Annotated in this window: 19 protein-coding genes and 1 pseudogene; 14 read left to right on the top strand and 6 right to left on the bottom strand. The window is 71.4% G+C overall.

The features are described from left to right. The first annotated feature begins 174 nt into the window (after positions 1-174). Entirely contained in the window at positions 175-1,149 is a 975-nt protein-coding gene (locus ACPC54_RS38235) for an aminoglycoside phosphotransferase family protein (RefSeq protein ID WP_498971674.1), read from the top strand. A gap of 235 nt (positions 1,150-1,384) precedes the next feature. On the opposite strand, the gene ACPC54_RS38230 is transcribed toward ACPC54_RS38235, so the two are convergent. Next, positions 1,385-1,663, bottom strand: coding sequence for a hypothetical protein (locus ACPC54_RS38230; RefSeq protein ID WP_498971672.1), 279 nt, complete (start codon positions 1,661-1,663; stop codon positions 1,385-1,387). 4 nt (positions 1,664-1,667) lie between these two features. On the opposite strand from ACPC54_RS38230, the gene ACPC54_RS38225 reads away from it, so the two are divergent. After that, entirely contained in the window at positions 1,668-2,708 is a 1,041-nt protein-coding gene (locus tag ACPC54_RS38225) for a threonine/serine dehydratase (protein ID WP_498971670.1), read from the top strand. Between the two features lie 219 nt (positions 2,709-2,927). Next, on the top strand, positions 2,928-3,998 hold the full coding sequence (locus ACPC54_RS38220) for a hypothetical protein (RefSeq protein ID WP_498971668.1): 1,071 nt from the start codon (positions 2,928-2,930) through the stop codon (positions 3,996-3,998). 16 nt (positions 3,999-4,014) lie between these two features. On the opposite strand, the gene ACPC54_RS38215 is transcribed toward ACPC54_RS38220, so the two are convergent. After that, complete coding sequence (locus tag ACPC54_RS38215) at positions 4,015-4,368, bottom strand: NUDIX domain-containing protein (RefSeq protein WP_498971666.1); 354 nt, start codon at positions 4,366-4,368, stop codon at positions 4,015-4,017. An 80-nt stretch (positions 4,369-4,448) separates the two neighbouring features. Between ACPC54_RS38215 and ACPC54_RS38210 the strand changes: the two genes are divergently transcribed. From ACPC54_RS38210 to ACPC54_RS38180, 7 genes are all read left to right on the top strand, one after another. Beyond that, complete coding sequence (locus ACPC54_RS38210; protein WP_498971664.1) at positions 4,449-4,712, top strand: hypothetical protein; 264 nt, start codon at positions 4,449-4,451, stop codon at positions 4,710-4,712. Further along, a complete protein-coding gene (locus tag ACPC54_RS38205) occupies positions 4,687-5,211 on the top strand; it encodes a DUF6879 family protein (protein WP_498971662.1) in 525 nt (174 codons plus the stop codon). The genes ACPC54_RS38210 and ACPC54_RS38205 overlap by 26 nt, the downstream gene beginning before the upstream one ends. Positions 5,212-5,234: 23 nt before the next feature. After that, entirely contained in the window at positions 5,235-6,083 is an 849-nt protein-coding gene (locus ACPC54_RS38200) for a helix-turn-helix domain-containing protein (RefSeq protein ID WP_498971660.1), read from the top strand. A gap of 191 nt (positions 6,084-6,274) precedes the next feature. Next, on the top strand, positions 6,275-6,673 hold the full coding sequence (locus ACPC54_RS38195; protein ID WP_498971658.1) for a hypothetical protein: 399 nt from the start codon (positions 6,275-6,277) through the stop codon (positions 6,671-6,673). Positions 6,674-6,705: 32 nt separating this feature from the next. Beyond that, positions 6,706-7,326 (top strand): ATP-binding protein, encoded by a 621-nt coding sequence (locus tag ACPC54_RS38190; protein ID WP_498971656.1) that lies wholly within the window; start codon positions 6,706-6,708, stop codon positions 7,324-7,326. 853 nt (positions 7,327-8,179) lie between these two features. Further along, positions 8,180-8,674 (top strand): RICIN domain-containing protein, encoded by a 495-nt coding sequence (locus ACPC54_RS38185; protein WP_498971655.1) that lies wholly within the window; start codon positions 8,180-8,182, stop codon positions 8,672-8,674. 1,066 nt (positions 8,675-9,740) lie between these two features. Next, complete coding sequence (locus ACPC54_RS38180) at positions 9,741-10,028, top strand: RDD family protein (protein ID WP_498971653.1); 288 nt, start codon at positions 9,741-9,743, stop codon at positions 10,026-10,028. 550 nt (positions 10,029-10,578) lie between these two features. On the opposite strand, the pseudogene ACPC54_RS38175 reads toward ACPC54_RS38180, so the two are convergent. Then, positions 10,579-10,751 (bottom strand): annotated as a pseudogene (locus tag ACPC54_RS38175) (LysR family transcriptional regulator); the annotation flags it as partial. Positions 10,752-11,336: 585 nt separating this feature from the next. On the opposite strand from ACPC54_RS38175, the gene ACPC54_RS38170 reads away from it, so the two are divergent. Beyond that, positions 11,337-12,245 carry a Vgb family protein gene (locus tag ACPC54_RS38170; protein ID WP_498971651.1) on the top strand — a complete coding sequence of 303 codons (909 nt, stop codon included), beginning with the start codon at positions 11,337-11,339 and terminating at the stop codon, positions 12,243-12,245. 308 nt (positions 12,246-12,553) lie between these two features. On the opposite strand, the gene ACPC54_RS38165 is transcribed toward ACPC54_RS38170, so the two are convergent. Continuing rightward, positions 12,554-13,381: an IPT/TIG domain-containing protein gene (locus tag ACPC54_RS38165; protein ID WP_498971649.1), complete on the bottom strand. Its 828-nt coding sequence runs from the start codon at positions 13,379-13,381 to the stop codon at positions 12,554-12,556. Positions 13,382-14,078: 697 nt separating this feature from the next. On the opposite strand from ACPC54_RS38165, the gene ACPC54_RS38160 reads away from it, so the two are divergent. The 3 genes from ACPC54_RS38160 (at position 14,079) to ACPC54_RS38150 (ending at position 17,341) form a co-directional block, all read left to right on the top strand. Then, on the top strand, positions 14,079-14,771 hold the full coding sequence (locus ACPC54_RS38160; protein ID WP_498971647.1) for a hypothetical protein: 693 nt from the start codon (positions 14,079-14,081) through the stop codon (positions 14,769-14,771). A 133-nt stretch (positions 14,772-14,904) separates the two neighbouring features. Beyond that, positions 14,905-15,702, top strand: a complete 798-nt coding sequence (locus tag ACPC54_RS38155; protein ID WP_498971645.1) for an IPT/TIG domain-containing protein — start codon at positions 14,905-14,907, stop codon at positions 15,700-15,702. 157 nt (positions 15,703-15,859) lie between these two features. Next, complete coding sequence (locus ACPC54_RS38150) at positions 15,860-17,341, top strand: beta strand repeat-containing protein (RefSeq protein WP_498971643.1); 1,482 nt, start codon at positions 15,860-15,862, stop codon at positions 17,339-17,341. A 370-nt stretch (positions 17,342-17,711) separates the two neighbouring features. Here the strand turns inward: ACPC54_RS38150 and ACPC54_RS38145 are convergent, their stop codons facing one another. Both ACPC54_RS38145 and ACPC54_RS38140 read right to left on the bottom strand, forming a co-directional pair. Next, a complete protein-coding gene (locus ACPC54_RS38145; protein WP_498971641.1) occupies positions 17,712-18,605 on the bottom strand; it encodes an LAETG motif-containing sortase-dependent surface protein in 894 nt (297 codons plus the stop codon). Between the two features lie 236 nt (positions 18,606-18,841). After that, positions 18,842-21,433 (bottom strand): helicase associated domain-containing protein, encoded by a 2,592-nt coding sequence (locus ACPC54_RS38140; protein WP_498971639.1) that lies wholly within the window; start codon positions 21,431-21,433, stop codon positions 18,842-18,844. Positions 21,434-22,042 lie beyond the last annotated feature (609 nt).

The raw sequence follows: 22,042 nt of genomic DNA, 5'->3' as shown, positions 1-22,042 counted from the left end.
TCGATGGGGGCCAGGATGTCTTCGACAAGGTGATCGGGAGCCACTTCGGCGGTCTGAGCGAGAGCCAGTTATGTGCTTGTGAATCCAGCGAAAGCGAACGGGTCCCCACAGGCGAGGTAGATATTCGATCGGGTGACCCACGGGCGGGCCGCTGCCCGACTACCGTTGATCCGTATGACCCACACCCAGATCGAGGTCACGGCGGAGTTGGTCCGTCACCTGTTGCGTGACCAGCATCCCGACCTGGCCGATCGCCCGGTGAGGCTCGGCGCGCGTGGTTGGGACAACCAGCTGTGGCGGCTCGGCGACGACCTCGCCGTGCGGTTGCCCTGGGCGACGCAGTCCGCCGATGCGCTGCTGCGCAAGGAGCACGCCTGGCTGCCCGCCCTCGCCCCGGGCCTTCCGCTGCCGGTCCCCGTCCCGCAGCGCTTCGGCGAGCCGTCCGAGCGGTTCCCGCGGCCCTGGATCGTCACCACCTGGGTGCCGGGCGAGCCCGCCGACCGCGCCCCCGCCACGCGCGCCGCGGAGGCGGCCGACACCTTGGCCGGCTTCCTGACGGCCCTTCACCGGCCTGCCCCAGACGGGGCGCCTGCCGGCCGTGACCGCGGAGGACCGCTGGCCGACCACGCCGAAGGCGTCGCCAGGCAGCTCGCGTCGGCCACCGACATGGGGCTGGTCCCCGACCCGGACGCCGTCCGCGCCGTCTGGGAAGACGCCGCCGCCGCACCCGACTGGGAAGGCCCGGCACTGTGGCTCCACGGGGACCTGCACCCGGCCAACGTGCTCACCGCCGACGGCACCTTCTGCGGCGTGATCGACTTCGGCGACCTCTTCGCGGGCGACCCGGCCATCGACCTCGCCGCCGCGTGGACACTGCTGCCGGACGGCGCCGCCGACCGTTTCCACCACGCCTACCAGCCGACCCCGGACACCGCGACCCTACGCCGCGCCCGCGGCTGGGCAGTGTGGCGCGCCCTCAGCGGCATCCTCATCGGAGAGGCCGGCGTCCACGGGCGCCCCGGCGGCAAGGCCACCTGGGGCCCACCCGCCCACGCCGCGCTGCGACGACTCGTCGCAACAGCCCGCCGACCCGGTGAACACGGCCCGGTGTCCACCGAGTCCGTGGGGCGGATCCAGCTACACGGCTGATCGGCCGCATCCCCGGAACACAGGACCAATGCCATGAAGCCGCAGTCGGCAATCGTGACAGCACTGCCCTGTGGCTCTCGTTCTCGCTGCCCAGGTGGCTCCGGAACACCCTGCCCAATACAGGCCAGGAGGTTTGATGAGCGGGCTCACGGGTCGCCAGGTGCACGAGACCGACCCCGCGAAGTGGCTGCGGGAGCACGGCGAAGACGACCAGCCGTGACACGGGCTGCCGGTTCTACCAGGCGTCGCCGGTGAAGGTGAGCGTCACGACGCACAGCTGCAGGAGCCCGGCGGAGGCCGCGGCCGGGAACTCCAGGGAGTTGGTGAACGCGCCGGTGATCTGCAGGACGGCGCCGACCCCGCAGCTCGGCGACGGGCTGCTGTTCAACCCGGCGAACTTCCACGCGGTCGCCCCGAACCCGGGCGGGCGCCGGATCGCCTTCGCGTTCTTCCTCGGTTTGACCACCACCGGCCAGCTCATCGCCTGGTCGTGACCACCTTTCAGCAGGAGCAACGAAGTGCACCAGCTCACGTACGGCGACATCAAGGCCGCCACCGACCGGATCGCCGGACGCATCCGCCCCGTCACCCTCGCCCCGGTCGACCCGGGCGCGATCCGCACCGCCCACCGCGACCCCCTGGACGATCGGGAGGTCACCCCGTGCGAGGTGTGGCTGGCCATGGAGTTCATGCAGCACACCGGTAGCTTCAAGGCCCGCGGCGCGCAGAACTTCATCCAGGCCCACCGCGACGCCGGCACCCTGCCGGAGTCCGGGGTGACCATCGCTTCCGGCGGCAACGCGGGGCTGGCGTGCGCCTGGGCCGCACAGCAGCAGGGCGTGCGCGCCACCGTGTTCCTCCCGCAGACGGCGCCGCAGGTGAAGGTGGCCAAGCTCCGCGGCTACGGCGCCGAGGTCCGCCTGGTCGGCTCCGAGTACGCCGAGGCGCTGGCGGCCTGTGAGGAGTTCGCCGCCGCCACCGGCGCCCTGGCGAGCCACGCCTACGACCACCCGCTGATCGCCGCCGGGGCCGGCACCCTGCTGGAGGAGATCCGCCAGCAGATCCCCGGCCTGGACACCGTGGTGGTCGCGGTCGGCGGCGGGCTGTTCGCCGGCGTCGCCACGGCCGCCCAGCACCACGGCATCCGCACCGTGGCGGTCGAGCCGGAGAACTGCCGCGCGCTGAACGCCGCGATCCAGGCCGGCCGCCTGGTCGACGTCCCCGTGGACTCGGTCGCCGCCGACTCCCTCGGCGCCCGCCGCACCTGCGCCATGGCCCTCACCGCGGCCCACCAGGACGGCGTCCACTCCGTGCTGGTGGCGGACGACGAGATCGCCCGGGCCCGCCAGGCGCTGTGGGACCACCGGCGGATCGCGGTGGAGCACGGCGCGGCCACCGCCCTGGCGGGCCTGCTCGCCACCGACCAGCACACGGCCGACCGGGACCTGCCGACCCGGCCCGCCACGGCGAGCCGCAGCTACCGGCCCGCCAGCGGCGAGAAGGTGTGTGTGGTGCTCTGCGGCGCGAACACCGACGCCGCCACGCTCATGCACCCCTGAGCACCGACCAGTGGCCCGAAGGGGGGCAGCCGGGGCGAAGACCGCCCGGCTGCCCCTTCGCCATGCCTCCCGGCATCCGCTACGGACAGCGTCGCCAGGGCGCCCGGCGCCGGGCCGGGAGGGTTGCGATCCCGTTGCGGTCGTCGTGAACGTCGACATGCCGGTCACGGCGGTGGTGCGATGGTCGGGGCATGTCGGGCTGGAAGGGGGGAGGGCGGCGTGGAGGAGTCGGATCTGCCGGCATCGGTGGCCGCGGCGGTGGTGGCCGCGGTGGGCGGGGCGGTCACGGCGGCCAGCGGGCCTGTGACGGGCGCGGTGGTGGACTGGGTGCGCGGTCGCCTGCGCAGGTCGTCGGCAGCGGCAGAGGTGGAGTTGGCCGAGACACGGCCGGACGAAGAATCCAGGGCGGCACTGGAGTCGGCCGTGGCCAGGCTGCTGGCGGAGGATCCCGAGTTCAGGGCCGAGCTGCTCCAGCGGTGGACTGCGCGCCGGGCCTCGCCGGCCTCGGCGCCGCCCGCCCAAGCGCCGTCCGGCACCCGGGACAGCATCGTGATCAGCGGCAACCCGCGGATGAAGAACAGCAACCTGGCGCTCGGAAGCCAGACCGTGCAGACCTTCATCCGCAAGCAAGGCGCCGGCCCTCTCCTGGTGATCGCGCTGGTGCTGGCCGCCCTCCTGGCGCTGGCCATCTACGGCGGCGCGCACCTTGCCGGCGCCGCTCTGCAACCCGATACCAAGGCCCACTCCACGTCCTCCGCCGCGCACCCGGCCATCCCCTCCTTCGACCAGGTAGTCCTGGGCGCCCAGGACCTGCCGTCCGGATGGCAGCGCAACGGACTGGTGTGGACCGGCGGCGACCAGCTCAACAAGGACTTCAACACCGCCTTGCACAAGGACACCCCTGCGTGCCGCACGTTCCAGGGCCTGAAGTCCGGGAACTCCAGCCATGGCGCGGGCCAGACCTGGGGCAACGGGCCGGACGGGGCAGAGTTCTGGATCTACTACTACAACAGCACCGACAACGGCGAGCCGTCCGCACAGGAGGCGATCAAGGCCATCGAGCTCGACGCCGCCGAAAACACCTGTATGCAGCGGCAGACGTACACGTCCCCCAACCTGGGGGACCAGACGCTCATCTACGAGTCCTACGGGCTGACAACGGTGAAGGTGCGCCTGGACTCCATCGTCGTGGAGGTCTTGGCGACGGGAACCGCCACGTCGGGCAACGCGATCGGATGGGCCCACATGTTCGTCGACCGCGTCAAGGAGGCCGCCAGCGCGTCGCACTGAGCTCTGCAGCGTCAGCTCATCTCGAGCAGGGCAGCGGAGTTCCCTGGCCGTGCGCCGTCCTGCGCGGTGCGGCGTGATGCCCTCGGTCCGCCGCAGCTCCTCGGCCTGGAGCCGGATCCTGGCCACCTGCTCGTCCGTCAGCACCCCGCCGTCGAAGACGGCGACGATGCCCGCTGCGGTCCGGCCGCGGCCCCACCCAGTCCATCCCCAGCAGCCGGCCCACCACGACGGACAGGCCCAGCTCCTCCTTCACCTCCCGGACCGCCCCGGCCTTCGGCGACTCATCCCACTCCACCCCGCCGCCCAGCATCTCCCACGGGGGACGAGATCCAGCTGACCGCTCTTGCGGCCCGTGCCGGCCGGCCAGCACCCGAGTGCTCTTGACGTCACGTCACCCATGGGTGGAGCGTCGTGCAAGGCTGCGCAACCGACTTGGCACGGGAGGGCATTATGGCGCTACGGTTCGGCGGGGTCGACCCCAACACCGGCAAGGACGAGAGCCCGATGGTGTGGGTGGACGACGCCAAGAGGGAGCTCGTCTTCCAGGGCTTCAAGCCCGGCGACGAGCTCCTGACGGAGATCGGCACCACCGAGTGGGTACACGGCCACGCACTCGGCGTCCCCGACCACGAGAACGTGACCCGCATCCCGCTGCGCATGGCGGCGATCATCAGGAAGGCGCTCGACGATGCCGAACGTGACGGCCTTCTCTGAGCTGCTGGCCGACGCCCGGCACTGCGCGGTGCACCTGGAGATGCGCGACTCCTACGGCATCGCCGGCGAGGCCGCGGAGTTCGAGGAGTTCCAAAGGACCGGCGTGCACCCGGACCTCGACCCGGAAGGCGAGGGCTGGTCCGGCTGGGTGTCGATGATCCGGGCCGCCGTCGCTCGCGGCGTCGTGGTGCGCCGTGCCCGGATCGTCTCCGAGCCGGTCACCGCGTACATCCGCTACGAGCACGCCGGGACCGTGGTCAACCTCGCGGCCGGCGAGCAGGTGCGCTGGCTCCCGCGCCGCCGGGCCTCCGACCTCGCGCTGCCCGGCAACGACTTCTGGCTCTTCGACGGCCGCATCGTCCGGTTCAACCACTTCACCGGCGACGGGGCCTCCGCCGGGCCGGAGATGTGCGAGGACCCTGCGGTGGCGAAGCTCTGCGCGGACGCGTTCGAAGCCGTCTGGGAGCGCGCCGTCCCACATGAGCAGTACACCGTCTGAACCCCGGCCAGGCGACCGGCTCCATGTCCACCTCCCCGTCCTCCAGCGCCCAGGAAGCCCGCCTCGCGCTCGCCGCGCGGCTGCGCGAGATCATGCTGGACGCCGGCCTGACGGGGCAGGAGCTGGCCGCCCGGTGCGGCTGGAACGGCGCCAAGACCTCCCGCATCATCCACGCCAAGACCGCACCCTCCGACGCGGACATCCGCGCATGGTGCCAGGCCTGCGACGCCGGCGGCCAGGCCGAGGACCTGATCGCCGCCAACCGCGCCGTCGACTCCATGTACGTCGAGTGGCGCCGACTCACCCGCACCGGCCTGCGCCGGCTGCAGGAGTCCGCCGTCCCCCTCTACGAGCGCACCCGGCACTTCCGCTCCTACTCCTCCCGCGTCGTGCCCGGCCTCCTGCAGACCGAGGCCTACGCCACCGCCCTGCTCGCCACCGTCGCGGACTTCCGCCGCACCCCCAACGACGTCGCCGACGCAGTCAAGGCCCGCCTTGCCCGCTCCCGCGTCATCCGCACCGGCAACCACCGCTTCGCGATCCTGATGGAGGAGTCCGTCCTCTACTACCGCCTCGGCACCGTCGAGACGATGGCCGAGCAACTGGAGTACCTGCTCACCGCCATGGCGCTGCCGGCCGTCTCGCTGGGCGTCATCCCGTTCACCGCGCAGCGCACCATGTGGCCGGTGGAGACGTTCAACGTCTTCGACGACGCGGAGGCCGGCGTGGAACTGCTGTCCGCCCAGGTGACCGTCACCGCCCCCAGCGAGCTCGCGCTCTACGCCCAGGCGTTCGACCGGCTGAAGGACTTCGCCGTGTACGGCGCGCAGGCGCGGACCCTAATCTCCCGGGCGATCGACTCCCTCGGCTGAAAGTCTGCAAACGCGTGCAAACACGTTGTAGTCGGGTTCGGCTGCTCCCTACCGTCGATCCGTCGCCCGCGGTGGCAGGACCGGGCACCCGCTCCCACCACCGCCGGCGGTCCCGATCGCGGCCCCGCGCCCGGCTCCCCCCCCGTGCCGGGTGCGGGGCCGCGTCCTCCGGCATCGGCAGGGAGCAGCCCGTGACGAGCGCAGCGCACCGCCCCGGCCCGCCGCCGTTGGTGCCGGTCCGGCCGGCCGCAGCGGTCGGCTACGTCTGCGCCGACTTGGTCCCCGCTTCCGCGGGGCTGTTCGCAGCCTGGTGCGAGCGCCGAGCGGCGGCGGACGGCTGGACGCTCGCCACAATGGTCACCGATGCCGACGACGGGCTCCCGCTCGACGACCGGCCCGGCTGGCGGCACGTCGCCGAGTTGGCCGCCGCCGGTGTGATCGGCGCGGTCGTCACGATCGGCCGGCCGATGATCGGTCCCACCGTGCGCGACTGGGTGCGCGCGAGCGACGTGCTGGCCGCCCTCGGCGTCACCCTGGTGACCACCGGCAGCGCTGCTCGAACCCGCCACGACCGGGACGGCGCCCGGTGAGCGCCGGGCGGCCGGGGGAGCGGCCCGGCGCGGTGTACCGCTTGGTCGTCTCCGCGACCGATCCCGACCCCGCCGAGCGCGCGGCCTGTATCCCGCCGGCGCGGCGGGCGATCCGTTCCGCTGCTGCCGGTTGGGGCGTCGGGGACGGTGTGCTGGACGATCTGGCCGTCGTCGTCGGCGAACTGCTCTCCAACGCCTGCCGGCACGCGGGTCCCGCGCGGGTCCGTGTCCTCCTTTCCCTGGCGTCGGACGGCGGCCGGGTGCGGGTCGACGTCGAGGACCAGGGCGTCGCGCTGCCGAGCGTCGGTCCGGACGGCTTCGGCGACGGGCAGGCCGAGGGTGGGCGGGGCCTGCTGATGGTGCGGGCCCTGAGCGAGCGGTGGGGGAGCACGTCCACCGGCACCGGGAAAGTGGTCTGGGCCGAGCTCGTCCTGCCCGTACCGCTCGACGTGCCGGGCATCACCGGCCGGGCCCGCCAGGCCCAGGCCCGCGCCGACTACATGCGGGCCGCCGCGGTGGGCGCCGACCCCGTCCGGATGCCGGCCTGCCGCCTGCGCCCGCTCGTCCCCGGCGCCGAGCGGCCAGGACCGCGAACCGCCGGAAAGCCGGGCGGACCGCTTCCGACCGCGCCGCGCCGGCGGCGCCGCCCGTAGCGCTGGAAGACGATCGGCACCAGACGTGACGTCAGTCAAACAAGATCACCGATCGTAGTTGACTGTGAGTCAACTGTAAGGATTGGTGCGCCTGCCACGACCGGCGGCCGGAACGTATCGTCGGACGGGCCCAGGCATCCGGGAATGTCGCTCTTAGTATCCGATAGCGATCTTTGCGTCGAATTCGTTCAGGTGAGGTGCGTGAACGGGAGGGGTCGACTTCTTGGCTTCTACCGAGCCAATCAGGCATGACCCCCGATGGCCAGCGGAAACGCCAGGCGAATTCAACTTTGCAAGAACAATCAGGATACGGCAGATCTGATCGGAGTATTTCGCCTCATCGGATGACTGCCAAGACTGGATCCGCGTTCGACTCGGAACGGCCTGTTCGAGAGGCACGACCTGAACGTGGTGCCTCAGGCCGCCGGTCCGGGTGACAAGTCCGGCCGGCGCCGTGGCGGGCGCCGCAAGGGGCCCGCCACGCTCCTTCGCCCACGCCCGCGCCCGCGCCCAGTTGTGCCGCCCCCGGCCGCCGCGTGCTCCGTGGCCCGGGCGCCGGCCGTTCGGGTGCGCCGCGTGCGATGGCAGTGAACGAGATCGTGGTCGCGTTCGTGCGCGGCGGAACCGCACCCCCCGCCCTGCAGCCCCGTCCGCTGACGCCGGCCCACGTCTTCCGTAATCACCCCATGGGAATCTAGGCGTATTTAAGGATTTCTAGCGATTCACCAATTATGGATTGACAATTGATGGGTTGTTGGCGAACCTTATTGACGGATTCCCGCTGCCAGCCGGATCCTCCTGGCATTCCCCTGAATGTTCGTGAAGAGCAGAGCAAGGAGAACGATCAGTGAACATGGGAAAGAAAGCCGCTGTCACTGTCGCGACGGCCGCCCTCTCGGGTGCGGCCGTCCTCGGCGGCAGTGGTACGGCCGTGGCTCAACCTCCCTCGCAGTTCACCAAGTCCGTCCAGGTCGAGAGCGACAACACCAACCTCGACGAGTTCCAGGCGACGCAGGTCCTGACCCGCGACTCGTCGCTCGCCTTCCAGAACTGGACTTTCACGCTGGTCGGCGAGACGCCGGAAGGGACCGGCATCTACACGCTCCAGGGCGGGCAGTACGGTCTGTGCCTCGCGGACGCCGGCAGCCGCAGCCCCGTGCTCCAGGACACGTGCGACCCCACCTCCCTGGCGCAGCGGTGGATCGTCAACCTGGCTCAGGAGCACACCACCATCGCCAGCGCGAAGAACCTGAACGAGGTCCTGCAGGCGAACGGGCTGGACACGGCGGTGACCCTCAACGAGTGGGACGGCCAGCCGCACCAGATGTGGACCCTCTACACCAAGTAGCGCGGAAGCCATCCGCGCACTGAGGACCCGGTCAGGGGCCTGCCGCAATGCGGGCCCCTGTATCGCGCCCGGGGCGATGAGGTCCAACGCCCCGCTCACCAGTGCAATCTTCCACAACACCCTGGGCATCGCCGAATCATCCGGCAGCCGCTGCAGGAGAGGCGGGGCTCCCCCTACCGCTCCGGTGCCTGCCCCGGCCGGCCCTGTCACGCGGTGCCGCGGCCCGCGGCCGCTGCCCGCCTCGAAGCGTTCCTGGAGCCCGGCCCCGACACCGTCCCGCCGCGCTCCCGGCCGTCGGCCGTCCCGGGCGGGTCCGTCCCGACCCGGACGGGCGCTCCTCGCCGTCTTGTCCGGTCGCGCCCGCGTCGCCGGGTCGGCGTCCGGCTGCCCGCCCACGCCGTCGCCGCCGTTGTCGTGTCTCGGGACGCGTCCGGTCGTTGAACCGGGGTGAGCGGCCCGGCCTGGCGCGCGGGTGCGGGCCGCGCCTCGACGGCCCGACCGTGCGCGGTCGGGACACGGCTTTCGTGTCGAAGCCCGCACGGCCGCCACCGCGGGCGGCATGCTGTCCGCCATGACGTATCGAGGACCCCGCCGCAGCCGGCGCCACTCACGCGCCACGTTTCCGGGCACCCCACCGGCCGCACTCGATCAGCAGCGCGCCCACGTCGTTCCCGCCCAGCCGAACCCCGCGACACCGGCCCCGTCCCGTCCGCCCGGCGCGGGCTGCTGCCGGGTGCGCAGCGAACGCACCATCGGCCTCGGCGGTACCGTCTTCATGATCCACCGGCACGAGGCCGGATGTCCCAGGTGGACCGCCCCCGCCTCGTCGGTGCCCGTCCCCGGCACGCCGGGCAGGCGCGGGTGAGCGAGTCGGCCGCTCCCTGGGAGGACGCGCGGGCACGCGCCGCCCACGCGCTGCCGCGGTGCGTCGTCGGCCCGCCGGACCTCCCCTCCTCCCTGTGCCCGCTCGCGCTGGAAGTGGTCGAGACACTGCTGCCGCCGGGCTGTTCGCGCCCTGGTGCGAGCGCCGCGGCCGGGGCGGCGGAAGACGATCGGCCAGCGCCTGGTGGGCCTTGTCACGGTCGACGAGGACACCGGAGCCCGCGGCCCCGCCCGCTTCGTCATCCGCAGCCTCTGCCACGTCCTCGACGTCCTGCCCGCCTTCGCCGGCTGCGTCCGTCCGGTCGTGCACCCGGGATGCCGGACCTTCGCGGACGGCATCGGCCGCACGGTGGTGGTGAAGCGCTCGCTGATCGACTCGATCGCCGAGTACCCGGTCCGAAGTGCGACTGGACGACTTGCCGCCCCGTCAGCGGGTCGAGTGCGCGAGACCGCCGGCGACGTGGCCTCCTGACGGCGTGGACACCACTCACTTCCGCTTCGTCTCGCTGGGTGCGTGGCCGAGCGCTTCGACGTACGCCTGACCTGGCCCGCCCGGTACCGCCTGGCGGTCACGGCCGCGTGCGCGATGGCCGACATCCTGCCCGAGCCGCTGCTTGATACCTACGCGGGGGCGGTCCTCGACGGGCTCGCCATGGAGGAGGAGAGCAGAGACGGGCCGCTGGGCGGCGGCCTGGGCGGCTTCGTCCGGTACTTCGACAGGGCCCTCACCCGCTCGATCGGCGACCTGGACGACCACGGCGACGGCTTCCACGAGGCCTGGTACACCGTGCTGATGCTGGCGCGACATCCTGCCCGGCGGCGAACTGGCCTTGTTCATCGAGTGCGTGCGGGAGGCCCTCGGCCACGGCCGACCGGGCCAGGCCCCGACGCAGCACCGGCCGGAGCGAATGGCGGGAGCGAATGGCGGGCCACCCCGTGCCGTGAGGGCCGGCCGCCGGTGTCGGCCGACCGGCCGAAGTCGGGGCCCGCTTTCGACCGGACCGGTTGCACCCTGGGACGTATGGGCCCTGGAGGATCGCCCGCACGGTCGGGGCCCTCTCGTCGAACGGCGCCCGGGACAGTGCGATGTCGACCCGTCGGCGCGCAGTCCGCAGGCCGGGTCGGTCAGGTCGGTGTCGCGGATGCGGACGTCGATGCCGGGGTGACTGCGGCGGTGGGCGGCGGCCAGACGGGCCGCGATCCGGGTCCGCGGGGCAGCGTGTCGCACCCCGTGCTGCGCTCGGCCCGGTCGCTGTGACCCGCGCTGGGGACAGCGAAGCCGGGTGGGCGTACGGAAGCATGCCACCGGCCTATGTCCCTGTCCTTGCGCGGTCCGCGTGAGGGCAAGGCGTGAGCTGGCGCGTCGCAACCTGGTGCGCTTCGCGAGCCGCGTTTCACGCTCTCGTGCGTGTAGGGAGCGATCGTGCAGCCTGTGGTCGGACGGCTCCCGTCGCCCTGGCCGTTCGGCCGTCACGCTGTGCTTGTCGATCACGGTCCGGGGCAAGGAGACCGCCGGTGCACAGGTTCGGCGCTCCGGCTCCCGCTGTGTCCTTCGGAAAGGTGTCTCATGTCCCGCCGTCCCGGCCGTCTCAGGCGGCTTTCCCGTGCGCTCGTCGTCCTCGTTCTGACGGCCGTTGTCGCAGCGCCCGGCACCGTCGCCCTCGGTGACTCCCAGCACCGCCCTCCCGGGTCCCTGCGCCCGTGGGTGAAGTCCTGCGTGCGGTACCGGGGGCCGGCGGGGCTCGTGGCCTGCCTCCGGGGCAAACACCCCCGACCGAGGATGTCACCGACCCTGCTGACCCCCACGATCAGCGAACTGGCGACACCCACCGCCGACGCGGCCCCGGTCGGCATCACCGCAGGGCCGGACAGCGCCCTGTGGTTCACCGAGAACTCCGCCAACGCGATCGGGCGCGTCACCACGGGCGGCACGTTCACCGAGTACTCGGTGCCCACCACCAACGCGGGCCCGGCCGGGATCGTCACCGGGCCGGACGGCGCCCTGTGGTTCACCGAGTCGAACGTCGACAAGATCGGCCGGATCACCACCGACGGCACCTTCACCGAGTACGCGCTGCCGACCTCCGGCGCCTACCCGTGGGGCATCACGGTCGGATCGGACGGCAACCTCTGGTTCGCGGAGCCGGGCGCCGACAACATCGGCCAGATCACCACCGGCGGCACGGTCACCGAGTACGCGCTGCCGACCTCCGGCGCCTTCCCGCTGAGCATCACGGCCGGGCCGGACGGCGCCCTGTGGTTCACCGAAGTGCTGTCCGGAAGCATCGGCCAGATCACCACCGGTGGCACGGTCACCGAGTACGCGGTCCCCTCACTGTTCTCGCTGCCCATCGGCATCACCGCGGGACCGGACGGCGACCTCTGGTTCACGGACGCCGGAGCAACGCAGATCGGACAGGTCACCACCGCGGGCGTGTTCACCGGCTACGACCTCACGGATACCGCCTTCTTCCCGTTCCCGTGGGGCATCACCACCGGGCCGGACGGCGCTCTGTGGTTCACCGAGAACGTCGGCAACGACATCGGCCAGATCACGACCTCGGGAACGATCAGCGAACTGTCGATCCCGACCTCCGGCTCGAGCCCGCTGGAGATCGCCACCGGATCCGACGGCAACCTCTGGTTCACCGAGAGCACCGCGAGCCAGATCGGGGTCGTCACTCCCTGACAGGACCCGCCGGGCCACCCCGCCTCCCGCCACCTCGACGGGAGGCGCGGCCCTGCTCCGAGCGGCACCGACCGATCGGTGCGGACGGCGCACCGGCCACATCGCGGCCAGCCTCCACCGGCCTGACGGTCCACCTCGACCGACTTCAGCAGCACGGCCCCAAGGCGCACCAGACCGACCTGTGGAACTGACAGCCCGTCCGAGCTCGCACTCTGGAGATGACCGGTGAGTACCGCTGACCCGAACTCACCGAAGCAGCCGCCAGCCCTCGGAGTGACATCCGAAGGCTGGCAGCGCCACCGGGTCGATCAGGCGGTGTAGGTCATGGTTCCGGCGGGCGCCGTCCCCCCGGGAGTGGTCACGGTGACGGGCACGGTGGTGGCCGGGGTACCGGCCGGGATGATGCCGGTGATGACGTTACCGGTGTTGCTGGTCACCGTCGCCGGGATCGCCCCGAAGGTCACGGCCGCACCCGTCAGGCCGGTGCCGATGATGGTGAACACGCCACCACCCGCCGGGATACTGATCACCGGAGTGATGGGCGTGGTGACGACCGGCGGCGGGGGCGCGAGGTAGGTGAAGCCGCCCGGGACGATCGCCGATCCACCGGGGGTGGTCACCACCACGGGGACGTTGCCCGCGGCGTGCGCCGGGATCAGGCCCGCGATCACGTTCGAGGCGCTGGCCAGCACGGTGGCCACGGCGCCGCCGAAGGTCACGCTCGCCCCGTCGAGCCCGGTACCGGTGATGATGAACGGGGTACCGTCGGCGACCAGACCGGAGACGGGCGTGATGGCCGTGGGGTTGGGCGTGGACGGCGGCGAAACCACCAGGTAGGTGTAGGCCACGGGGTTGCTGGTGCCGTTCGGGGTGGTGACGGTCACCGCCACCGTGCCGCTTCCGGGCGGGGCCGCGACGACGAGACTGAAGCCGAGGACGTCACCGGCCACGATGGTGGCCGGAGCCGATCCGAAGTGGACCTGGGTGGCGGCGTTGAGGCCCAGCCCGGTGAGGGCGACGATGTTGCCGCCGGCCGCGGGCCCCGCGTTGGGGCTGTCCACGAACAGCACGGGCGGTAGCGGCCAGGGCAGCGTGAGGCTCGGCGCCAACGACGCCGCCTGCACAGTTGTGTTCACGATTCGTCTCCTGTGTGAGGTGAAGGCGGCCGGGCGGGCCTTCAGCCGCGCCGCCCGGCCCGGTCCTGTCGGCTGTCCAGTCACCCCTCCGAGCGGTCGTGCGGCACGGCCGGTCAACGGCCGTAGGGCGGGCCGAGAGGCACGCGGCTGTGGACACCGACGCGTCTGGGCCAGGGGCTGCGGCGAGTACCGGTGAGCTGGCGCCAGGACGGCTGGAGTGGATCAGCCCCGGACGCCCGGGAGGGGGCTGGAACAACGGATCGGCCGCCGGCTGAGCTCCCCGGCACGGGATGGGCGGCCCGCCGGTTCAGACGTCACCATTACGCTGACAGGATGGATATGAAGCAATAGCATTGACGGTTAGTCACTCGGACAGCCCAGCGTTCCTGAACTGCCTCCCGCGTGGGTGTCTCACCCCTTGTCCGTACCGCCCGTAACGACACCGGCGATGTGTTCCGCCGGATGGGCGAACTATCGTCAACTCTCTTGTCTGTGTGGTAGCTCGGATGGCTTACTCGTAGCGTCCGATCAGGTGGGCTGCCCATCCCCTCCGTTTGGGGACGGTCGCCCATGCGTGTTGGTGGTGTGGGTGCCTGCCGCTCGTCCGCGAGGGCGCCCATCGGAGGAGGCCGTTGGCCGGGGTGCTCGTTCGGTGCACTGGCTGACGAGGGTGGCTCATACGTCCGAGGAGGCGTTCTTGCGAGCCATCACGATGCTTCGAGCGCTGTTTGGGATCGGTGCTGTCGGTGCGCTCGTGTTCACCGCCCCGGCGGCCCACGCGCAGACCCCGCGTGCGGCGCTGGCGGTGATCGTGCCGTGCAGTGAAGCCGCGTTGGTGAGCGCCCTCAATGAGGCCAACGCCGCCGGAGGCGGGGGCCTGATCCTGGCACCGTTTTGCACCTACACCCTCACCAGCGTCCACAGTTCGGGGGGCGCTGGACCGACGGGGCTGCCGAACATCACCACGCCGATCACCATGACCGGGCTTGCCACCGAGATCTCCCGTGCGCCGGGTGCGCCCGCGTTTCGCATCATCGAGGTGGACGGGCCTTCGCATCTGCCCGCCGACAACGGTCAGCTCGGCTTGACCGCGGTCGCCATCAGTAACGGTGACGCCGGTTTCGGGGTGGGCGGCGGCATCGCCAACCTCGGTGGGTCGGTCGCCGTGACCGGCGGGGGTGTCAACGACAGCCGCGCCTCGTTCGGCGGCGGCATCTACACCGACACCGCACTGACGATGACTGCCAGCAGCGTCACCGGCAACACCGCCACGGTCGAGGGCGGCGGCATCTACAAGAACGCCGGCTCCGTCACGCTGCCCGTCACCAACGTCGCCGGCAACACCCCGGACAACTGCGCCGCCACCCCGCCCCTGACCGCGCCCTGCTGAGGCCGGGGGCGACTCGCGGCGCCCAACTCGACCACAGAGCCGCAGGTTGACGGCGAAGGCACTACATCGCCGGGCTCACCTCCCCAGGCGCTGTGGCACCCAACCGATCAGCAAACAGCGAAGGAGATCAGTCATGGCACCCGTTATCAGCTCCATCTCGCCGACCTCGGGCCACTCGGGCCAGACGATGACCATCACCGGCACCGGTCTGGGGAGCCTGAGCACGACCAGGGTGAACATCGGCACCAAGACGGTCACGCCGACCACGGCCAGCAGCACCTCCGTCACCTTCACCATCCCGTCGGGGTGCAGCGGTCAGGCCAACGTCATCGCGACCGTCTCCGGGGTCAACAGCAACAGCAGCGCCTTCTTCTACGTCGCCGCCCCGACGGTCACGGCGCTGACCCCCAGCACCGGCCCCGCCGCGCCCGGCGCCATCGACGTCTTCGGCACCGGTTTCTCGACCGCGACCTCGGTGGCCTTCGGCACGGTCGGCACCGCCGTCCCCACCGTCCTGTCGGACGGCCACCTGACCGTCACCCCTCCGGGTCACGGCGCCTTCACCGGCTGCACCGACGCGACGGACTGCCTCGTCAGCAACGCCGGCGGCACCAGCTCCCCGATCGGGGCGGTCGGTCAGTTCACCTACTACAAGCTGCCGACGGTCACCGGCGTGACGCCCGGCACGGGGTCGGCGGGCACCACCGGGGTCATCGTCGCCGGCACCTGCTTCGTCGACGTAAGCTCCGTGACGTTCACCCCGGTCGGCGGTGGCGCGTCCGTGCCGGCCGACAACGTCAGCGTCACCGCTGTGGGCAGTCTGACCCTCGACGTGCCCGGCACCCTGGCCGCGGGCACCTACGACATCCAGATCAGCAACCCCGGCGGTACCAGCACGGCCGTCGTCGCAGACCAATTCGTCGTCGTCTAGGCCTCGGGCAGGTCCGGGCACTGCGCAGCGGGCTGCACGGTCGCCCCGTCCCCGCGGCCGTGGGCGCGGACCAGACGGTCCGCGACCGCGGACCCGCCGCGCCCTGGCCCGCCTACGGCGGCCAGGGCATCCTCGTCAGCCATGCAAAGGAGCACCGATGGCTCCGGTCATCAGCGGTATCAACCCCAACCACGGGCCAGCCGCAGGTGGTACCGCCGTCACGATCAGCGGCAGCGGCCTCACCGGCGCGACCTCGGTGAAGTTCGGGACCGTGCCGGTGCCATTCTTCACACTGGTCAGCGACAGCCAGATCACCACCATCGCTCCTGCGGGCACCGGTTCGGCCGCCGTCACCGTCACCACGCCGCTCGGCACGAGCAACGGCGTCATCTACACCTACGGTGCCGTGCCGGTGATCACCGCTCTGAGCCCGGCCTCGGGTACGGCCGGGACCTCGGTGCTCATCAGCGGCTCGGGGTTCACCGGCGCGTCGTCCGTGCATTTCGGAACCGCCTCGGCGACGTTCGCGGTGCAGAGCGATGCGCAGATCCAGGCCACGACTCCCGCGGGCTCCGGAACAATCCAGGTCACGGTCACCACACCGGCGGGCACCAGCAACAACGTCGCCTTCACCTACACCGCCCCACCCGCGATCACTGCGGTGAGCCCGGCCTCCGGGCCAACGGGCGGCGGCAACACGGTGACGATCAACGGCGCCGGATTCACCGGCGCGACGTCGGTGCACTTCGGCAGCACCCCGGCACTGTTCACGGTCGTCGGCGATGCCCAGATCACGGCGACGGCGCCCGCGGGCACCGGTTCCGTCCCCGTCACCGTCACCACCTCGGCGGGCACCAGCAACAGCGTGACGTACACCTACGTCAACGCACCCGTGATCACCGGCCTGACCCCGAACCAGGGACCGACCAGCGGCGGGAACACCGTCACCATCTCCGGCACCAACCTGTCGGGCGCGACCTCGGTGCTGTTCGGCACCCACGCCGCCACGATCACCGCCAACACCGGCACCCAGATCACGGTCACGGCACCCGCGGGAGCCGCGCAGTCGGTCAACGTCACCGTCACGACGAGCGCGGGCACCAGCAACCCACTGCCCTACATCTACGTCGCGGCCCCGGACGTCACCGGCCTGATTCCGACCACGGGTCCGAGTGGCGGCGGGAACACCGTCACCCTCTTCGGCTCCGGCCTGGCTCTCACCAGCGCCGTGCACTTCGGCTCCGCCGCGGCCACCAACACCACCGTGATCTCCGACAGTCAGATCACGGTCACCGCGCCCGCCGGCACGGGGACCGTCCTGGTCACGGCCACCACACCAGGCGGCACCAGCACCATCGGGCTGGGCAACGCCTACTACATCTACGTCGCACCACCGGTCATCACCTCCATCAGCCCCGCCCAGGGTTCGGTATCCGGCGGAGACGACGTCCTGATCAGGGGAAGCAACCTCACCTACACCGACGCTGCGTTCTTCGGCACCGCCCCGGCGTCCTTCGCCGCCGTCTCCGACACCATGGTCGTGGCCACCTCACCAGCTCATGCCGTCGGCCCGGCCACCGTCACCGTCCACTGCCCGGGCGGCACCAGCAACGGCGCCACCTTCCAATACCAGCCGTAGCCCATTTCCGAACACCGGCGCCACCTCAAAGGAGGTTCGCGGTGGCGGTCGGTCCGGCGTCATCGTGCGTGGGTGACGTGGTTCATCGACTGCGCGAGGAACGCCATCACCGGCGCGGCCGTCACCCCGAACCAGCCTTCCAGGGACGCAGTGCCGGCCGCGTTGCCCACGGCCGGCGGTGGCGTAGGCGCGCTGCCAGGTGATCGGCCAGGCCGGGCACACCACGGGTCGATCTCCTCCAACGTGGCCCGCCGCCGCGAGCTCGGTACGACGCAGACGGGGTACCGGCGCCGGTTCCGGACCGTGAACGGACGACGGACGCCCGCGGTCCGGGGACCGCGGGCGTCCTGGGTACCTCAGCGGTGCCGCGTCAGCGGCGGGCGCCCCGACGGCGGGCGATCACCAGCGCGCCCCCGCCGACGGCGAGCAGCGCGGCCCCACCAGCGCCGTAGACGATCATCTGGCTGCTGTTGCCACCCGTGCTGGCCAGGGTGCTGGCCGGCGTGGTCGAGACCGGACTGGCGGTCGGCTTGCCGACCGGGCCGGTCGTGTCCGCCGGGGCGGTCGACGGGGTGCCGCTGGACGGCGTCCCGGTGGTGGCCGGCGCCGACGGCTTGGCAGTGGTGGAGGGCGAGGCGGTGGCCGAAGGCGTCGTCGTGGCGGTGGGCGTCCCGGTCGGGTGCGGGGCCGCGGTGGACGTGGGCGACGCCGAGGAGGTCGGCACCGGGACGGTCGGCGTGCCAGTCGGGGTCGGCGTGCAGGCCTTGCCGCCGTTCCAGGCCGAGATCAGGTTGTCCGGGAAGACGCCGTCCGGGTACCTCGGCGCGGGGTTGGCGACGCCGTCGAACTTCTTGTCGCCGTTGTACAGGTCGATCTGGCCGTAGCACTTCGGCAGGTGGGCGGAGACGTCCAGGGTCGCCTGGCGGTTTCCGCTGCGCAGCGTGGTGGTCGCCCAGCCGAGGAAGGTCTGCTTGCCCGAGGTGGCCCAGGTCGGCCCCTCGGTGTCGTAGGAGGCCAGCGAGACCCGGTAGTCGCAGCCGTCCACGACGTCGCCGACCAGGCGGACCTGGATGACGCCATGCGGCTCGGACATCCGGCCGTCGGAGATCCAGCCCTCGCCGCCGTCGACGGAGAACTGGACGCCGACGGCGCCGCACCCGTGCTCGGCCTGCGCCTGCGCGGTGCCGGCGGTGAGCAGCGGAGCGCCGACGGCTATGCCGAGGGCGGCGAGGGCCGGAAGGCTCCGGCGCAGGAGTTGGTGCACGAGGAAGCTCCCTAGGGGTTGTACACGGTTCGGGTGGGACCCACCGCTCTCCCGGTGGCGATCCGGACGGACCGTCACCGGAACTGAGCGGACGTGAAACCGTGACCGTACCCCATGGCCCCGCAGTCCCGGGCCCCGCGCCCCCCGCCGAGCAGGAAGACGGCGCGCCCCGCACGGCGGTTGCCGGTGGCCGGCGCGATGCCGACCACCAGCAATCGGATTGCGTCCGACACCGGTCACGCCCACTCGACGCCGTGCTCGGCGAGTTGCGCGAGCTGGCCCGCGGTCAGCTTCGTCCGGCGGGCCTTCTGGTTGTTGAGCCAGGTGCCCAGCGCGAAGTGCGACACCACCACCTGCTCCTCACCCCCAGGACCCGCCTCCACGGCCTCCATCGGCTCCTTGTGCGGGCGGGGCACCCGGGGATGCCGCTCCCGCTCGACGAACTGGGCGAGCGCGGCCAGGCCCTGGGCGAACCTGTCGCCGCGGGACACCTTCGGCTTCGCCTCGGCGGCGGCCTTCGCGGCCACCAGATCGGCGTCCGGCTCGATGCCGATCGCCGTCAGCAGGTCCCGCTGATCGGCTTTCAGCCCCGGCCAGTCGGCCCGCTGCGCCCGCACCCATCGCCCGAGCTGCTCACCCTCGAACACGGTGTCCACCGGCAGCACGGTCCAGTCGACCAGGCCGTCGGAGTCGAGCCACCACTGCCGGGCGGTGGCGTAGGCGCGCTGCCAGGTGATCGGCCAAGTCGGGCACCACCACGGGTCGATCTCCTCCAGCGCCCGCCGCCGCTCCGGCGCCAGCGCCCCCTGCTCGCCCGCCGGCACCTGCGCCGCGGCCCGCAGCTCCGAGAGCCACGTCCCGATCGCGTACCCGCCGACCGAGGCCCGCGCCGGCGCCGCCAGCGACCCGCCATGACCCTTCGCCCACACCCGCGCCCAGTCCAACCCGGCCTCGAACCGCGCATCGCTCACGGACCAGATCATCCCGAGCGCGTCCAGCATCTCCACCCGATATGACGCCAGCTCACCATTCGCATTCTCACCGCGACGATCCGAAAGCCACTTTCCGAGCGGGAAATTCCCCATCTCCCCGACAAGCGCCGAATAAGGAACATCAAGCCCGCCGGTCTCCTCAAACCAGCGCCGCGCATGACCAATACCCTCACGCCACAACTGCGTCTCACCGACCAGCACCCGCGACGCGATGAACAGCGCCAGCACGTTCTCATCCACCGGCGCCTGGAACCGCACCGGCAACGTGAACGCCCCCGACCCACCCGCACCAACCATGCTCTCACCAGGCCCAACAGCAGCCTCAGCGCCGCGCCCGGTCGTCCGCTTGCCCGACTTCTGCGGCACCGCCAGGGCCTCCACCACCTTGGCGTCGTGAGAGCGCAAGGCAGTCAGAATCTTGATCAGCGGACCATAGCTGTCCGACTCCAGAATTTCCCCGGGCTGCTCACCGGCCCTTAGGAAAACCGGTACGATCAGGCTGGCGGTCTTTCCCTCTCCGGGCTGCATGCGCAGGGCCCGGCCGATGGCCTGGACGATATCCACCATGCTGCCCCTGCCCTGCAGAAGAACAGAATCCGCATTCGGCATGTCGACACCCTCGCCCAGGACTTTGCAGTTGCTGAAGATCCGGTGCCTGAGGCCGTCGTCCTCCTCGCCCTTTCCGAAGTCTCCGATGAGCTCCTTCCTGTAGTCGATGTCATGCTCGCCGGAAAGCCACTGCGCCCAGACCTCAGGCGGGTATTTCTGCGGGTTCTCGAAGTGCAGCTTCTCGGCCGTCTGGTTCAGCGTCTCCGAGAAATAGCGGACCTCGATCGTGCGGCTGTGGAACGTGATGCACCGCTCCAGCCCCCGCTCGACCACCGTCTTGAGCAGGCCGGCCTGGATGGCCGCGATCCGCTCCACCGGCACCTCGTCCTCGCTCCCGTCCTCGGCCTCGCCGACGCCCGGACCCCACGGCACGCCCTGCTGCTCGGCGGCCTTCCGGTCGCCGAGCGGGTCGCGCAGTTCCAGGACGACGATCTCGAACGGCGCGAGCAGCTTGCGGTCGATGGCCTCCGCCAGGCCCAGGGAGTAGACGTGCGGCCCGTAGATCCGCTGGTCGTCCATGGACACCGCCAGTTCCTCCGGCAGCGGCTGGTGGGCGTTCTCACGCCGCTTCATGGCGCTGCTGGGCGGCGCCCAGATCCGCGGCGTCGCCGTCATGTACAGCCGGCGCTCCGCCGGGATCGCCGCCTGGTCGTGGACCACGGTCCAGGTCTTCTCCACGCTCCCGGAGGACCGGTGCGCCTCGTCGCAGACCATCAGGGCGAGCGGGGGCAGCAGCTCGCCTTTGCTCTCGGCCCAGTAGGTGTAGGCGTCCGCGACGGCACTGACCGAGGTGTAGGTGGCGAACAGAGTGGTTGGCCGGCGGTGCTTGGCCGCGTGGGACAGCCACATGCCGATCATCAGCGGGCTGGTGGTCGCCATCACCCCGTAGGGCAGCTCGCTGTCGACCAGCGAGCAGACGGCGTGCATGTCCCCGGCGCGGCCGGCGGCCCGCCACGAGCCGATCATCTGCACCAGCAGATCCAGGGTCGGGACGACCACCAGGATCACGCCCCGTGGCGCGAGCTTCTGCCCGGCTGCGGCCCCGACGTAGCTCTTCCCGGAGCCGGTGGCCATCTGCACCGTCACCCGCAGCCCGCCCGGGGCCGGGTGCCCCGGACGGGGCGTCAGGCCCCGAACGATGGCCTCCAGGGCCTCCTCCTGGTGCCCGCGCAGCGAGATGCCGGCGGCGGACTGAGCGGCCATCAGGCCAGGCTTCACGACGTTCACGAAGACGTGTCTCCCCTCACCCATTCCCGAGCCCACACCAGGGACCACGCGGGAAATGCTGACAGTGCCCTACTGATACATTCGACGGACCGGCCTGAGAATCGAGGCGACCGGAAATCAAGCCCGATAGAAGCGACCATCCGGAAGGATATCAGTCCCCGGTAACGAATTCCGGTGAACACCCGGAAAATACGGGTCCGGACCCCACTCACGGCGGGATCGCCTGACACTCTAAGACTGATACACCGAGGATCGTTGCTCACCCTTCGAGGGTAGCGCACGCCGGACCCCCGGCGGGGTCGAAACAGTGGACTGGACCACGGTCTAGACCAATCTGGCAGGAGTGAAGCCGACCCGCACGCGCCCTCTCCGCGCCACCCCCCTCCTAGTCAGCCCGTAGTAAGCTCAACCAAAATCCCAGCTCAACCATGTGAACACACCTCAGCCCACCGGCACCATGGAGCGAAGCGGAGTGGTGCCGGCCCGAGCGCGAAGCGCCGGGCCCACCCGGGCGAAGCCCGGGTGCGGACACGCGGAGCGGGTCCGCCGCCTGACCGAAGGTCAGGCGCGAACGGAGGGCCGAAGGCCCGTAGGGACCCGCTCCGCGGG

Source organism: Kitasatospora sp. NPDC094028, assembly GCF_049543595.1.
GTDB lineage: Bacteria > Actinomycetota > Actinomycetes > Streptomycetales > Streptomycetaceae > Kitasatospora.
Note: the sequence above shows the minus strand (reverse complement) of the source record. Positions and strands in the feature narration are given on the sequence as shown.